13 protein-coding genes are annotated in these 14,306 nt (G+C 61.7%); 6 read left to right on the top strand and 7 right to left on the bottom strand.

From position 1 onward, the window contains the following. Positions 1 to 86: 86 nt before the first annotated feature. From F6S08_RS25575 to gap, 6 genes are all read right to left on the bottom strand, one after another. Complete coding sequence (locus tag F6S08_RS25575; RefSeq protein ID WP_027605492.1) at positions 87 to 488, bottom strand: YbaN family protein; 402 nt, start codon at positions 486 to 488, stop codon at positions 87 to 89. A gap of 168 nt (positions 489 to 656) precedes the next feature. Further along, positions 657 to 1,265, bottom strand: coding sequence for a biliverdin-producing heme oxygenase (locus tag F6S08_RS25570; protein WP_137212824.1), 609 nt, complete (start codon positions 1,263 to 1,265; stop codon positions 657 to 659). 134 nt (positions 1,266 to 1,399) lie between these two features. Then, on the bottom strand, positions 1,400 to 3,964 hold the full coding sequence (locus F6S08_RS25565; protein WP_315872505.1) for a TonB-dependent receptor: 2,565 nt from the start codon (positions 3,962 to 3,964) through the stop codon (positions 1,400 to 1,402). 117 nt (positions 3,965 to 4,081) lie between these two features. Next, positions 4,082 to 5,050 carry a FecR family protein gene (locus tag F6S08_RS25560; protein WP_074847553.1) on the bottom strand — a complete coding sequence of 323 codons (969 nt, stop codon included), beginning with the start codon at positions 5,048 to 5,050 and terminating at the stop codon, positions 4,082 to 4,084. Positions 5,051 to 5,124: 74 nt separating this feature from the next. Continuing rightward, on the bottom strand, positions 5,125 to 5,643 hold the full coding sequence (locus F6S08_RS25555) for an RNA polymerase sigma factor (protein WP_065925863.1): 519 nt from the start codon (positions 5,641 to 5,643) through the stop codon (positions 5,125 to 5,127). Between the two features lie 199 nt (positions 5,644 to 5,842). Then, entirely contained in the window at positions 5,843 to 6,844 is a 1,002-nt protein-coding gene (gene gap, locus F6S08_RS25550; RefSeq protein ID WP_065925864.1) for a type I glyceraldehyde-3-phosphate dehydrogenase, read from the bottom strand. Between the two features lie 221 nt (positions 6,845 to 7,065). Here gap and edd point away from each other — a divergent pair, with 221 nt between their 5' ends. Genes edd through F6S08_RS25530 form a run of 4 tightly spaced genes read left to right on the top strand, consistent with a single transcriptional unit; the run spans position 7,066 to position 12,071 of the window. Beyond that, positions 7,066 to 8,892, top strand: a complete 1,827-nt coding sequence (gene edd / locus F6S08_RS25545; RefSeq protein ID WP_027605498.1) for a phosphogluconate dehydratase — start codon at positions 7,066 to 7,068, stop codon at positions 8,890 to 8,892. Continuing rightward, entirely contained in the window at positions 8,889 to 9,845 is a 957-nt protein-coding gene (locus F6S08_RS25540; RefSeq protein ID WP_065925865.1) for a glucokinase, read from the top strand. Before edd ends, F6S08_RS25540 begins: the two co-directional genes overlap by 4 nt. 32 nt (positions 9,846 to 9,877) lie before the next feature. Further along, positions 9,878 to 10,612, top strand: a complete 735-nt coding sequence (locus tag F6S08_RS25535; RefSeq protein WP_024077192.1) for a response regulator — start codon at positions 9,878 to 9,880, stop codon at positions 10,610 to 10,612. Then, on the top strand, positions 10,602 to 12,071 hold the full coding sequence (locus tag F6S08_RS25530) for an ATP-binding protein (protein ID WP_027605500.1): 1,470 nt from the start codon (positions 10,602 to 10,604) through the stop codon (positions 12,069 to 12,071). The genes F6S08_RS25535 and F6S08_RS25530 overlap by 11 nt, the downstream gene beginning before the upstream one ends. A 150-nt stretch (positions 12,072 to 12,221) precedes the next feature. Here F6S08_RS25530 and F6S08_RS25525 read toward each other — a convergent pair whose 3' ends face one another. Further along, positions 12,222 to 13,151, bottom strand: a complete 930-nt coding sequence (locus F6S08_RS25525) for an AraC family transcriptional regulator (protein ID WP_315872504.1) — start codon at positions 13,149 to 13,151, stop codon at positions 12,222 to 12,224. Between the two features lie 328 nt (positions 13,152 to 13,479). Between F6S08_RS25525 and F6S08_RS25520 the strand changes: the two genes are divergently transcribed. Further along, a complete protein-coding gene (locus F6S08_RS25520; RefSeq protein ID WP_065925866.1) occupies positions 13,480 to 13,821 on the top strand; it encodes an antibiotic biosynthesis monooxygenase family protein in 342 nt (113 codons plus the stop codon). 42 nt (positions 13,822 to 13,863) lie between these two features. Further along, positions 13,864 to 14,109 (top strand): hypothetical protein, encoded by a 246-nt coding sequence (locus tag F6S08_RS25515; protein WP_053135736.1) that lies wholly within the window; start codon positions 13,864 to 13,866, stop codon positions 14,107 to 14,109. Positions 14,110 to 14,306 lie beyond the last annotated feature (197 nt).

Raw genomic sequence — 14,306 nt, 5'->3', positions numbered from 1 at the left:
TTCAGCGCTATGTCTGAAACATCGGCGTAACAAATCAATTCATGAGAGATAGGCGATGGGCGGTAGGAAAGCGGCTACAGCCGGCGTCACACGGGCTGTGCGAGCCGTTCCGGGCGTGACCAGATCCACAGGTTGCCCAGGCTCATCCCGGCAATCGCCAGGTAGATCGGCCAGCCGTGGTCGAGCATCACCAGCATCAGGATGGCGCACAGCAGCATGCTCACGGTGGCACTGACTTTGGCCCGGCGCGCGATGATCCTGCCGTTGCGCCAGTTGAACAGGATCGGTCCGAACAGGCGGTGGTTTTCCAGCCAGGCACTGAGGCGCGGTGAGCTTTTGGTCGCGGCCCAGGCGGCCAGGAGGATGAACTCGGTGGTGGGCAAACCCGGCACCACAATCGCCACCAGCCCGATGCCCAGGCTGACGTAGGCCAGCAGGCCGAAGAGGATCTGTGCGATTTTCGAGGTGGATTGGGGTTTGCGGGTCATGGTGTGTGCAAAGTAGGGGATAACAAAAGAGTCGGCATTGAAATGCGGTTTAAATGTGGGAGGGGGCTTGCTCCCGATAGCGGTGCATCAGCCAACAAATAGGTACCTGGCCCTCCGCCATCGGGGGCAAGCCCCCTCCCACAGTCGGTTGCATTTCAATGTGGGCGATCAGGCCAGTTCAGGGGCGCTAGCGTACGCCTGTTCCAGCAACACGGTGAAGCGTACAAACGCATCCACCGCGCCTTTTTCCGCTGCGGCTTCTTCCTCGGCGCTCAATTGCAACGCATCCAGGGTGCGAGTGAAGCTTTTCCAGCCTTCGGCGCGACCACCGGCCGGCTCACCCAGGTGGCGGGCACCGAAGGTTTCGCTCAGGCCCAGGCCTACGGCGCGCTTGATCAGGAACGCAGCGCCCAGCTTGGAACCTTCGGACACGAACAACCAGCCCAGGGCCTCGGCCTTGCTTGGGTTCTTCAGCGCGCCGGGGACCGGTGCTGGCACTTCTGTATCCAGGTCTGCCAGATCCAGCCTGGCGGCCTCGGCGCGGCAGCGTTCGGCCAGGTCAGGCACGATCTTGATCAGTTCGGCATCGTTGTACAGGGCCACCAGTTCCGACTGGAACAGGTACTGCGCGACCACGAAACGGGCGAAGTTGGCCTGGGTTTCAAACGGGGCGTGAGCCTTGACCAGCGCATCCAGCTTGGTGTGCGGCTCGTGGGTGATCTGGTTCAGGCGCTGGGAGCGCAGGCTTGGGCGTTCTGCGGTAGAAGAAGCGGTCATGAAAAAGTCCTTGGGAAGGGGAGCGCCTTGTTGCCCTAAAGAGAGCTGTTATCAACTAGACGAACAAGAAGACGCGGCACAGTAAAAAATCCTCACCTCGTCGCTGAAATTTCGACGAGGTGAGTCGGGTGTCGTCAGATGTCCCAGATCAGGTTGATCGCAACGTTGCGGCCCGGCTGAGTCAAGCGGTCGAGGTTGGCCGGACCGGTCACAGCGGCTTCGCCGACACTGTCGTAGCTGCGCACGTCATCCCAGTTCCAGTATTTCTTGTCGGTGAGGTTGTAGAGGCCGCCGTTGATGGTCACGTCGTTGGTGACCTTGTAGAAGGCAGTCAGGTCGACAACCCCGAAGCCCGGGGTCTTGAAGGGGCCGCTGGTGTCGCCGTCCGGCGCGTGGAAGGTACTGCTGTCGACGCGATCCTGCTTTTTCACCAGGGTCCAGCTCAACAGACCACCGTAGTTGTCCTGGTCGTAGCCCAGGCCAAACACGCCCTTGAGCGGGTTGACGCTGTTCAGCGGCTCGCCGTTATCGTCGTTACGACCGTAGGCATAGGACACCGAACCCTGGGTGTAGAGGCCCTGCGGGGCGCCGAATGCATCCAGGTTCAGGCGCCCTTTGGCTTCGGCCCCCTTGATGGTGGCGCGCTTGATATTGATGGCCTGGAACTGTTCGACCGTGCCGCCGACGACGGCGTTGTCCTCATCGATAAAATCGCGGTACTTGTTGTAAAACACGGCGACTTCAAAGGATCCCTCGTCAAATTTGCCGCGAATCCCGGTTTCGATGCCCTTGCTGGTTTCTGGCTTGAGGTCGGGGTTGGGCTCGACGGTGTAGCCCAGGTTGAGGTTTTCAAAGCGGCCGTACAACGCCTTGGCGGATGGCGTACGGAAACCTTCGGCATATTGGCCGAACCAGGTGTATTGATCCGTCAGGGCGTAAGTCAGGCCGAACTTGGGTGTCACACGGTGCCAGGTTTTTTCCTTGTCGCTCACCGGGTCCGCGCCTGTCGGGTTGACGGTGTTGAGGAACGCCTGGGTCAGCTTGGGTTTGAGCTGGGTGTAGTCGTAGCGCACGGCGGGCAGGAAGGTCCATTTGTCCCAGCTGATCTGGTCCTGTGCGAACAGCGAATACGTGTTGATGGTCGGGTCGGGGAAGTCGCTGGACTTTTTCACGCTGTCAGTGGCAATCGGGCTGGGCGCGCCGATGGCGGTGCAGCCACTGCCGACGGCCACACAGGTCGCGCCGCCCTCGCGCGAGCCGGTGACTTTCTGCTGCTTGAGGGTGGTGCCGTAGGTCACTTGGTGATCGGTTTCACCGAGGCTGAACGCTTTGTCCAACTGAGCATCGAAAATCCACTGTTTTTCCTGGTACAGCGTGTCGCGGGTACGCAGGACACGACGACCTGACTGATAGATCTCGGCAGTGGTCTGGTCGGTCTTGGCGATCTGGTAGTTGAGGCTGGTCTTGATCCGGTCGGCAATCGGCGACTCAAGGGCGAAGCTGTTTTCCAGGCCGAAACGTTCGCGGGTAATGGTGTCGTTACCACGGCGATCACGGTACAGGTTGAAGCCTCGGCCGCCGATGAACGGGCCGCCCACCGCGTTCTTCAGGTTGACGTCGCGATCATCCTTGTACTTCTCATAGGTCAGGCCCAGGCGGTTGTCATCGCCATAGTTCCAGCCGAGCTTGGCCAGGATGTTGGTGGTGCGCGCGTCCTCGGGGTTGGCGCCGGTACGGGCCAGGCCGGTGGCGTTGTTGCCGTCGTAGGATTCGGTCTCATGGCCATTGCGCTGGCTCAGGTGCAGCAAGCCATCGAAGTCCTGCACGCGGCCGGCGACGGTGCCGGAGGTCAGCCAGCTTTTGTCGGCGGAACTGTAGCCGGTCTTCAGGCGTGCGCCGACGTCCTGGCCGGGCTTGATGATGTCGTCCGGGTCGAGGGTGAAGTAACTCACGGCACCGCCGATGGCGCTGCTGCCGTAGAGGGCCGAGGCCGGGCCGCGCAGGATCTCGACGCGCTTGACGATCTCCGGGTCGACGTAGTTGCGGCGGGTCTTGGCGTAGGGGCCGTTGAAGAAGTTGTCGGGCACTTCCACACCGTCCACCTGGGTGAGGATGCGGTCGCCGTCGATCCCGCGGATGTTGAACCCGGCATTGCCGGCACGGGTGCCAGCGCCGCCGACCGAGACGCCCGGCTCGTAGCGCACCAGATCACGGATGGTGTTGACGTTCTGGCGGTCCAGTTCTTCGCGATCATGCACGCTGACGGTGCTGGGTACGCTGTTCACATCCTGCGCGTTACGGGTGGCGCTGATGGTCACCTGTTGCAGGTTGAGGGTGCTGCCCGCCGTGCGCTTTTCCAGGACGATGTTGTTGTTGCCCAGCTTGCGGTAGCTCAGGTTGGTCCCCACCAACAGCCGGTCCAGGGCTTTCTCCGGCGACAGGGCGCCGCGCACCCCAGGGGACGACACACCCTGGCCCAGCTCGGCGGGCAGGCCGACTTGCCAGCCGGTCACGCTGGTAAAGGCGTTCAGCGCCGAAACCAGTGGCTGTTGCTCGATGCTGAAGCTGTAGTTGCCGTGGTTGCGGGCGGCAGGTTCGGCGGCAGTGGCGGCCATCACTGGCGAACCGGCCAGCAGGATGGCGGCGGTCAGCAAGGACAGCACGGGGGAGGAGGACCGGCGGTTGAAACGAGAGGACATCGAGAGCGCTCCGGAAGGTACGAATCTTATAGTTGCGAACCGAACCAAATAGGAATCAGTTGCATTGGCTAAGACGAGACGTACCGCCGAAGGCTATCGAGTAAAAATAATTCTCATTTAGTTCAAAATCACCAGCGCGGGGTATTCCGACAATGTGGCTGAGGTGATGTGGGCCAGGGAGCGCACCACATCCAGGGGTTGGTCGAGGCGGTAGTTGCCGGTGACGGCAACGCTGGCGAGCTTGTCGTTGGTGTTGACGATCCAGCCGGGGTAGTAGCGACGCAGCTCGGCGAGCACTTCGCTCATCGGGCAGTTTTCGAAAATCAGCCGGCCTTGCACCCAGGCCAGGTCCTTGCTGGCATCCAGCCGGGCCGGTTGGCCAAAGCCCTTGGGCCCGATGCGGATGCTTTCGCCGGCACTCAGGCGCACGCGGGCATCGTCGAAGGTGTTGCTCAGGTCGACATCGCCGCGCTGCACCTGCACCTGGGCTTCGCCGTTGAGGTAGCGCACGGCGAAGGCGGTATCACGCACGCTGGCGCGCACGGGGCCGGCGTCGATTTCCAGGGGCAGGCCATGGCCGGGCATGATTTCGAAAAAGGCTTCGCCCTGGTACAGGCGGACGATGCGCTGGTGGTCCTTGATGCTGCTGGAAAACGCCGAATTGGTGTTCAGCAACACTTTCGAGCCATCGTCCAATTGCAGGCGCTGGCGTTCGCCCACCACCGTGAGATGGTCGGCTTGCAGGCGTACCGGCAGGTTGCTGAAGCTGAACAGGCCGATCAACAGCACGGCGGCGGTGGCCAGCGGTTTCCAGTGCGGCTTGATCCGGCGCCAGCCCCTGGGTTTGCGCGGCGCGGCCAGGGCGACGGCGGCGCTGTGTACCGGCGCGCCACCCCAGGCGGCCTGGGCCTTGCCGAAGGCGTGGACGTGGGCGGGGTCTTGGGCCAGCCAGGCTTCGAACTCGGCCCGCTGCCCGGGCGCTGGGCACTGCAAGACGATCAGCCAGTCGAGGGCCTGGTCCATAGCCGTGTCTTGCAACACCTCATGAGCCAGCTCATGGGGGCGCAGTTTATTCGGGTCCGTCACGGTGTTCCTCGGGTCTTCGCCACGTTTTATTCATCTTTCCTACAGCTTGGGTCGACAATTTCGTCGGCTGAAGCTTAAGGCCGATCCAGTCTTTCGGCCACACCTACACAAATGGCCATGATCAATTTCAGTTCCTTTTGCACGGTGCTCAAGGACACGTCCAACTGATCGGCGATCTCCTGGTAGCTGCAACCGTGCAGGCGGCTGAGGATGAAAATCTGCTGCTGGCGCGCGCTCAACTGGCCGAGGCTGATGCTCAGGTGCTCAAGCAATTGCTCGGCCTGGGTGGCGTCTTCGGGGGTGCTGATGGGGGCGGCGACGCTTTGCAGGATGTCCAGTGGCACATCTTCCTGCAGGGTGCGCGCCTGAACCCTGCGCGAACGCAGATGATCCAGCGCTAGGTTGCGCGCGGTCTGGTAGACGAAGGGTTCGAGGTGATCGATCGGCCGCTCGCTGAGGGCCCGGGTGACGCGCAGGTAGGTTTCCTGCAACAGGTCCTCGGCGGTGCTGTGGTTATTCACCATCCGCTGCAAGGTGCGTAGCAGAATCACCCGTTGGGTGAGAAAGACTTGGTTGAAGCGAGATTGGCTCACAGTGATACCAGACCGATTTGCAGTTAATGATAATGCTTATCATCAACTCAAATGGCAAGTGGCTATTTCTGTGAGCCTACATGGGGCCAGTGTGGGAGGGGGCTTGCTCCCGATGCAGTGTGTCAGTCGATGCATTCATCACTGATACCCCGTCATCGGGAGCAAGCCCCCTCCCACAAAAGCCATTCCACAAAGGGCGTTATTCGGCGTTACACAAAGCCAGGCAGTTATCCAGCATGCGGTTCGAGAAGCCCCACTCGTTGTCATACCAGGCCAGCACTTTCAGCAACTTGCCGCTGACCTTGGTGTGGTTGGCATCGAAGATCGACGACAGCGGGTTATGGTTGAAGTCACTGGAGACCAGCGGCAGGGTGTTATAGCCGAGGATCTTCGAGTGTTGGCTGGCTTCCTTGAGCAGTGCGTTGACTTCGTCGGCAGTGGCGTCTTTCTTCAACTGCACGGTGAGGTCCACCAGCGACACGTTGATCACCGGTACACGCACGGCCATGCCGGTCAGCTTGCCTGCCAGCTCCGGCAGCACCAGGCCCACCGCTTCGGCGGCGCCGGTCTTGCTTGGGATCATGTTCTGGGTGGCCGAACGCGCGCGGTACGGGTCGGTGTGGTAGACGTCGGTCAGGTTCTGGTCGTTGGTATAGGCATGAATCGTGGTCATCAAGCCGCTTTCGATACCCAATTCGCGGTGCAGCACCTGGGCGACCGGCGCCAGGCAGTTGGTGGTGCACGACGCGTTGGAGATGATCTGGTGGGATTGACGCAGGATGTCGTGGTTCACGCCGTAGACCACGGTCGCGTCCGCGCCTTTGGCCGGGGCGGAGATGATCACCTTGCGTGCACCAGCGGTAATATGGGCGGCAGCCTTGTCACGGTCGGTGAACAGACCGGTGCATTCGAACACCACGTCGACCTTGTGCGCCGCCCACGGCAGGTCGGCCGGGTTGCGAATGGCACTGACGGCAATCCGGTCACCATTGACGGTCAGGCTTTCCTGATCGTGGGCGACCTCTGCATCGAAAGTGCCGTGCACGGTGTCGTATTTGAGCAGGTGGGCATTGATCGAGCTGTCGCCCAAATCATTGATGGCGACGATCTGCAAATCCTGGCGATAGCCTTGGGTATACAGTGCGCGCAGGACATTACGGCCGATACGGCCAAAACCATTGATTGCGATACGAAGAGTCATTGGAAAGTGCCTGTCGTCGATTTGTTGTAAGAATTACAAGATTATTCGCATAAAAATAGAAAACAAGCCTTTTTAGTGGCAATATTTTGTTCAATCTACAACGAGTGACCTGAATCAACTGGTCCGATGATCCAAACGACTCTCTGCCATCCCATGAGCTGCGGGCGTTTGATCAGCATAGACACTCAGGTCGCCACATCCGTTAGCCTGGAGTTCTACACATGCATCCCCGCGTCCTTGAGGTCACCGAACGGCTTATCGCCCGCAGCCGCGCCACTCGCGAGGCTTACCTTGCGCTCATTCGCGGCGCAGCCAGCGACGGTCCGATGCGCGGCAAGCTGCAATGCGCCAACTTCGCCCATGGCGTGGCCGGTTGCGGCACCGAAGATAAAAACAGCCTGCGCATGATGAACGCCGCCAACGTGGCAATTGTTTCGTCATATAACGACATGCTCTCGGCGCACCAGCCGTACGAACATTTCCCGGAACAAATAAAGAAAGCCCTACGCGAAGTCGGCTCGGTCGGCCAGTTCGCCGGCGGCACCCCGGCCATGTGCGACGGCGTGACCCAGGGCGAGCCCGGCATGGAACTGAGCCTGCTCAGCCGTGAAGTCATCGCCATGTCCACGGCGGTAGCGCTGTCCCACAACATGTTCGACGCGGCGCTGATGCTGGGCATCTGCGACAAGATCGTGCCCGGCCTGATGATGGGCGCGCTGCGCTACGGCCATCTGCCGATGATTTTCGTACCGGGCGGGCCGATGCCGTCGGGCATCTCCAACAAGCAGAAGGCCGATGTGCGCCAGCGCTACGCCGAAGGCAAGGCCACTCGCGAAGAGCTGCTGGAATCGGAGATGAAGTCCTACCACAGCCCCGGCACCTGCACCTTCTACGGCACCGCCAACACCAATCAACTGCTGATGGAAGTGATGGGCCTGCATTTGCCGGGTGCCTCGTTCGTCAACCCGTACACGCCGCTGCGTGACGCCCTGACCCGCGAAGCCGCGCACCAGGTCACGCGCTTGACCAAGGCCAACGGCAACTTCACGCCGATCGGCGAGATCGTCGATGAGAAATCCATCGTCAACGCCATCGTTGCGCTCAACGCGACGGGCGGTTCCACCAACCACACCCTGCACATGCCGGCCATCGCCATGTCGGCGGGCATCATCCTCACCTGGGACGACATGGCCGACCTCTCCGAGGTGGTGCCGACCCTGTCCCACGTGTATCCAAACGGCAAGGCCGACATCAACCACTTCCAGGCAGCGGGCGGCATGTCGTTCCTGATCCGCGAGCTGCTTGAAGCCGGCCTGCTTCACGACGACGTCAACACCGTGGCCGGCAAGGGCCTGAGCCGTTATGTCCAGGAACCATTCCTGGTCGACGGCGAGCTGGTATGGCGCGATGGCCCGATCGAAAGCCTCGACGAAACCATCCTGCGCCCGGTGGCGCGCGCGTTCTCGCCGGAAGGCGGCCTGCGTGTGATGGAAGGCAATCTCGGCCGCGGAGTCATGAAAGTCTCTGCCGTAGCGCCTGAGCATCAGATCGTCGAAGCGCCGGCGGTGGTGTTCCAGGATCAGCAAGACCTGGCTGATGCGTTCAAGGCCGGCCAGCTGGAAAAGGATTTTGTCGCCGTGATGCGCTTCCAGGGCCCGCGCTCCAACGGCATGCCGGAACTGCACAAGATGACGCCGTTCCTCGGCGTGCTGCAGGACCGTGGTTTCAAGGTCGCACTGGTGACAGACGGGCGTATGTCCGGCGCGTCGGGTAAGATCCCCGCCGCGATTCACGTCAACCCCGAAGCCCAGAGCGGCGGGCCACTGGCACGGGTCAAAGATGGCGATATCATTCGCGTGGATGGCGTGAAGGGCACCTTGGAGCTTAAGGTGGACGCCGAAGAATTTGCAGCGCGCACGCCTGCCACGGGCCTGTTGGGCAATAACGTGGGGGCCGGTCGCGAGCTGTTTGCATTTATGCGCTTGGCCGCAAGCTCCGCAGAGCAGGGCGCCAGCGCCTTTACCTGTGCCTTGGAGACGCTTAAGTGAAGCTAGCGCTGGTCGGTGACATCGGGGGTACCAACGCCCGTTTTGCGTTGTGGCGAGATCAGGCACTGCATTCGATCCGGGTGCATGCCACGGCTGATCACCAAAGCCCTGAGGACGCGATCAAGGTCTACCTCAAGGAAGAAGGCCTGCAAATCGGCGACATCGGTGCGGTGTGCCTGTCGGTCGCCGGGCCGGTGAGCGGGGATGAATTTAAATTCACCAACAATCACTGGCGCTTGAGCAAGACTGCGTTTTGCCAGGCCTTGCAGGTGGATGAGCTGCTGCTGGTCAATGACTTCTCGGCCATGGCCCTGGGCATGACGCGTCTTAAACCCGACGAATTCCGCGTGGTCTGCCCTGGCACGCCGGAACCGTTGCGTCCGGCGGTGGTGATCGGTCCGGGCACCGGCCTGGGTGTCGGTACCCTGCTGGACCTCGGTGCAGGTCGTTACGCGGCGTTACCGGGGGAGGGCGGCCACGTCGACCTGCCCCTGAGCAGCCCGCGGGAAACCCAGCTGTGGCAGCATATCTACACCGAGATCGGCCACGTCAGCGCCGAAACCGCCTTGAGCGGTGGCGGTCTGCCGCGGCTGTACCGGGCGATTTGTGCGGTCGATGGCCACACACCGGTGCTCGACACCCCTGAAGCCATCACGGCGGCGGGCCTGGCGGGCGATCCGGTGGCCATGGAAGTGTTGGATCAATTCAGCATCTGGCTGGGCCGGGTAGCCGGCAACAATGTGCTGACCACTGGTGGGCGCGGTGGTGTGTATATCGTGGGTGGGGTGATTCCGCGGTTTGCCGACTTCTTCATCAACAGCGGTTTTGCCAGGAGCTTCAGTGACAAAGGCTGCATGAGCGACTACTTCAAGGGCATCCCGGTGTGGCTGGTGACTGCGCCGTATTCCGGGTTGACCGGGGCTGGCGTCGCATTGGAACAGGCGTTTGCCTGACCCGCACCACCTATAACAACAAGGAGGACCCCGTGAGCGTAATCAGTAAATCGATTCTCCTCGTCGACGACGACCAGGAAATCCGCGAATTGCTGCAGACCTACCTCAGTCGCGCCGGTTTCCAGGTGCGTGGCGTGCCGGATGGCGCGGGGTTCCGCCAGGCGATGAACGAGGCGCCATGCGACTTGGTCATCCTCGATGTGATGCTGCCGGACGAAGACGGTTTCAGCCTCTGCCGCTGGATTCGCCAGCACCCGCGCCAGGCGCAGGTGCCGATCATCATGCTCACCGCCAGTTCCGACGAAGCCGACCGCGTGATCGGCCTGGAACTGGGGGCCGACGACTATATCGGCAAGCCGTTCAGCCCCCGCGAGTTGCAGGCGCGGATCAAGGCCTTGCTGCGCCGCTGCCAGTTCGGCCAGGAGCGCAGCGGCAATGGCGATGTGCTGGTGTTCGACGAATGGCGCCTGGACATGATCAGTCATCGGCTGTTCCACGTGGATGGCGAAGAGGTGATCCTCTCCGGTGCCGACTTTGCCCTGCTCAAGCTGTTTCTCGATCACCCGCAGCAGATTCTCGACCGCGACACCATCGGCAACGCCACCCGTGGCCGCGACCTGATGCCGCTGGACCGGATCGTCGACATGGCTGTCAGCCGCCTGCGTCAACGCCTGCGCGACACCGAAAAACCCCCGAGGCTGATCCGCACCGTGCGCGGCAGCGGTTATCAACTGGCAGCCAGCGTGGTTGCCGGCAATGCCCACTGAGCCGCTGAGCGAACGCCGCCGGCGCTTCCCGGTACCGCGCTCCCTGCTGGGGCGCATGTTGCTGCTGACCTTGCTCGCGGTGCTGTTCGCCCAGGCGCTGTCCAGCGTGATCTGGGTCTCGCAGTTGCGCGCCACCCAGCTCGAAGGCCTGGTCACCAGCGCCCGTAGCCTCGCGCACTCGATGACCGCCAGCGTGAGTTATTTCCGTTCGTTGCCGGTGGCCTATCGGCCGTTGGTCCTTGACCAGTTGCGCAGCATGGGTGGTACCCGTTTTGTCGTGACCCTCAATGATCGGCCACTCGACATGCAAGTATTGCCGCAAACCCCGCGCAAGCAGGCGGTGCTGGTGGCCGTGGATGAAGTCCTGCGCCAGACCCTGGGCGCCGACGTGCCTATCTCGGTGGAGTTCGTCAGCGCCGAAGACCTGCGCATCTTCAACGCCGGGTTGAAACTGGATGAGTTGCCGCGCTCCTGGGCCCATTACGCGCTGACCCTGGAACCCGTCAACCCGCCGGTATTGGTCACCCAGATCGAACTCGCCCCCGGCGAATGGCTGTACATCGCTTCGCTGTTGCCCGAGCCCTACACCAGCCTGGAAGAACAGGGCCTGCCGTCCCAGCAGGTGTGGTTTATCGTGCTGACCAGCGGCTTTTTGCTGCTGTTCATCGGCCTGCTGGTGCACTGGCAAAGCCGGCCGCTCAAGCGCCTGGCGCGGGCGGCGCGTGACATGTCCCTGGGCGCCGATGTGGAACCGGTAGCCGAAGGCGGCGGCAGTGAAGTGGTGGAAGTGGGCCGCGCGTTCAATGCGATGCGCGAACGCATCAGCCGTTACCTCACGGAGCGCAGCCAATTGTTCAGCGCGATTTCCCACGACCTGCGCACACCGATTACCCGCCTGCGCCTGCGCGTGGAATTGCTCGAAGACGAGAACCTGCAAACCAAGTTCGGCCGTGACCTGGATGAGTTGGAGTTGCTGGTCAAGGGCGCGCTGCAATGTGTAAAAGACACCGATATCCACGAGAACATCCAGCCGGTCGACCTCAACCATGTGCTCGAATGCCTGGTGGAGCCTTATGTGGCGCCCAACGGCAACGGCCGGGTCACCCTGGACGGCGCAGCAGTGGCGGCGTACCCGGGCAAGCCGCTGGCGCTCAAGCGCTGCATCGGCAACCTGATCGACAATGCCTTGAAGTACGGGCAGAACGCCCATTTGCGTATTGAGGACGATGGCGCGGAGTTCATCCTGCACGTCGACGACGAAGGTCCAGGCGTGCCGGAACAGCGTTTGGAACAGGTCTTCGAACCGCATTTTCGCCTGGCCGGCCAGCAGCAGGGTTACGGTTTGGGCTTGGGTATTGCGCGCAATATTGCCCATAGCCATGGCGGTGAAGTGAGTTTGCAGAATTTGCGTGAGGGGGGCTTGCGGGTCACCCTGCAACTGCCCCGGACCCTGGACTGACTTCTCCGTAGCTGCCGAGCGCAAGCGAGGCTGCGTCGGGCGCGCTGCCGATTCAGGACCGAGTCGCGGCCGACGCAGCCTCGCCGGGGCTCGACAGCTGCTACGGGGTTTTGCGCGGTGCGGGATAAGACGGTATCGACGGAAAGGGGGTCAGACGCTTTGGCGCAGTCGTGCCAAATCCCTCAGCGGCGGTGCCCCAAACAACCGGCTGTACTCCCGGCTGAACTGCGACGGGCTTTCATACCCCACCCGATACCCCGCCGCCGACGCTTCCAGCCCTTCGGCAATCATCAGTCGACGTGCTTCCTGCAAACGCAGCTGCTTCTGGTACTGCAGCGGGCTCATGGCCGTAATCGCCTTGAAACGGTGATGCAGGGTCGAGACGCTGAGGTTCACTTCCTTGGCCAGGTCATCGATGCGCAGCGGTTGTTCGTAGTTGCCATTGAGCCACTTGATCGCCTGGCTGACGCGATGGCTCTGGCTGTTGGCCACGGCAATTTCATACAGGCGATAACCCTGGGGACCTCGCAGCAGGCGGTAGAGGATTTCACGGTTGATCAGCGGCGCCAGCATGGCAATGTCTTTGGGCGTATCCAGCAGGCGCGCCAGGCGCAGCACGGCGTCGAGCAACTGGGGGTCGATGTGGTCCACATACATCCCGCGCGATGTCGGGCGCGTGGGCACGCCCATGGGGCCGGCCTCGGCGATCAAGGCGGTGAGCTGCGCCGGGTCGATATTGATGCGCACTGACAGGTTCGGATCTTCCGGCGTGGCATCGATGATTCGCCCGGCCACCGGCATCGCCACCGAGAACACCAGGTAATTGAGCGGGTCGTAGGCAAAGATTTCGTCGGCCAGGCGCACTTCCTTGCTGCCGTTGGCGAGGATGCACAACGCCGGCTCCACCAGTACCGGCATGAAGTCACGCGGCGTGTTGTGGCGGTTCAGGAACAGTGACGTAATCGCCGTGCCATAGGAGCCGTCTTCCCAGGTATGACGATGCACGATGCTCGCCAGCTCGGCACGCTGTTTTTCCGTCTCGGCGTCGAGGGGCATGGACTGATGTTCGGGCGACGGCATAAGGCGTCCTCTGCATGCTTTTTTGATGGGCTCAGCTTAGCGGCGGCTTTTCAAACAGTGTTAGGTCGATTCTGCACAATCCTTGCCTGATCCTGCGACGTGTCGTGAATCAGGCAAGTTCTCGGGCTGTCATGTCCCTGAAACAAGGCGTTTGCCTGTGGAATCGAACCGGCGGTCCCTACGTCCTCTCTACGCTTCTCGCAGGATTGTGCAATAAGCCAGCAGGAATTGACTAACCGCGCCCGCACCCGCGCCGTTATCTTTGATCCTGTGGCAACACACCCTCACAGTGCTTGCCGAGCATCACTTCTCAACGGGAGAGTCGAACATGTCCACCCCCATTCCCGCGAGCCATATGGCCTTTATCCGCGCCCGCACCGGGTGCAGCACCGAACTGGGTGCACGCTTGAGCAGTTTGATCGAACCGGGCCGTCAGGCTCAGGGTTGCCTGCAATTTTCGTTGCAGCATTCCCAGGTCGATCCCGATGTCTGGTTGATCTCGGGTTTCTGGAGCAGCGAGCAGGCGATGAGCGCCTACTTCAACTCGCCGGCCCTGATGATCTTCACCGAGCTGTTGAACGACATGGTCGTGCGCAGCATGGACTTCCAGACCTTCACCGATGCCTCTGCCGCCAATGCCTACGGCGAGTACCTGCAACTGGCCGGTTAATGGTTAGAATGGCCAACTTTTCCATTGGCCAGGACCTGCAACATGGCACGTAAACAATTTGCCCACCACGAAGCCGTATCCGCCGTAGTACCAGGTGAAGGGGGCTACAGCGCCGCCGTCGCCGTCAAGGCACTGGATGGCATGGGCGCCCCGCAGTTTCACAAGATCCTGGATGGACAGACCTTCAAGACCGCCTCCGACGCCGATGATGCAGCCACCGTGCAGCTCGAGCGGCTGATCGATGTGGATGAAGAGGGTCAACTGACCTGGGCGAGCGCCGCGAGCTGAACAACGCCGACCCTCTAATGTGGGAGGGGGCTTGCTCCCGATGAGCATAGGTATCTACACAACTTTTCAGACCCTGACAAATCTCCCTGTGGTGAGCGGGCTTGTCCCGCGTTGGGCTGCGTAGCAGCCCCAAAACCAGCCTCTACAGAGTGTCTGATACACCGCATTCTTCTTTACTGGGGCTGCTACGCAGCCCA

The organism is Pseudomonas sp. JV449 (genome assembly GCF_032424295.1).
Taxonomy (GTDB): Bacteria; Pseudomonadota; Gammaproteobacteria; order Pseudomonadales; family Pseudomonadaceae; genus Aquipseudomonas; species Aquipseudomonas marginalis.
The sequence above is the reverse complement of the archived record's forward strand: the minus strand, read 5'-3'. Positions and strand labels throughout refer to the sequence as shown.

Bases quoted from the DNA above. Each gene is read 5' to 3' on its own strand.
- F6S08_RS25575 (WP_027605492.1), bottom strand. From the start codon at position 488: ATGACCCGCAAACCCCAATCCACCTCGAAAATCGCACAGATCCTCTTC.
- F6S08_RS25570 (WP_137212824.1), bottom strand. From the start codon at position 1,265: ATGACCGCTTCTTCTACCGCAGAACGCCCAAGCCTGCGCTCCCAGCGC.
- F6S08_RS25565 (WP_315872505.1), bottom strand. From the start codon at position 3,964: ATGTCCTCTCGTTTCAACCGCCGGTCCTCCTCCCCCGTGCTGTCCTTG.
- gap (WP_065925864.1), bottom strand. From the start codon at position 6,844: ATGACTCTTCGTATCGCAATCAATGGTTTTGGCCGTATCGGCCGTAAT.
- edd (WP_027605498.1), top strand. From the start codon at position 7,066: ATGCATCCCCGCGTCCTTGAGGTCACCGAACGGCTTATCGCCCGCAGC.
- F6S08_RS25530 (WP_027605500.1), top strand. From the start codon at position 10,602: ATGCCCACTGAGCCGCTGAGCGAACGCCGCCGGCGCTTCCCGGTACCG.
- F6S08_RS25525 (WP_315872504.1), bottom strand. From the start codon at position 13,151: ATGCCGTCGCCCGAACATCAGTCCATGCCCCTCGACGCCGAGACGGAA.
- F6S08_RS25520 (WP_065925866.1), top strand. From the start codon at position 13,480: ATGTCCACCCCCATTCCCGCGAGCCATATGGCCTTTATCCGCGCCCGC.
- F6S08_RS25515 (WP_053135736.1), top strand. From the start codon at position 13,864: ATGGCACGTAAACAATTTGCCCACCACGAAGCCGTATCCGCCGTAGTA.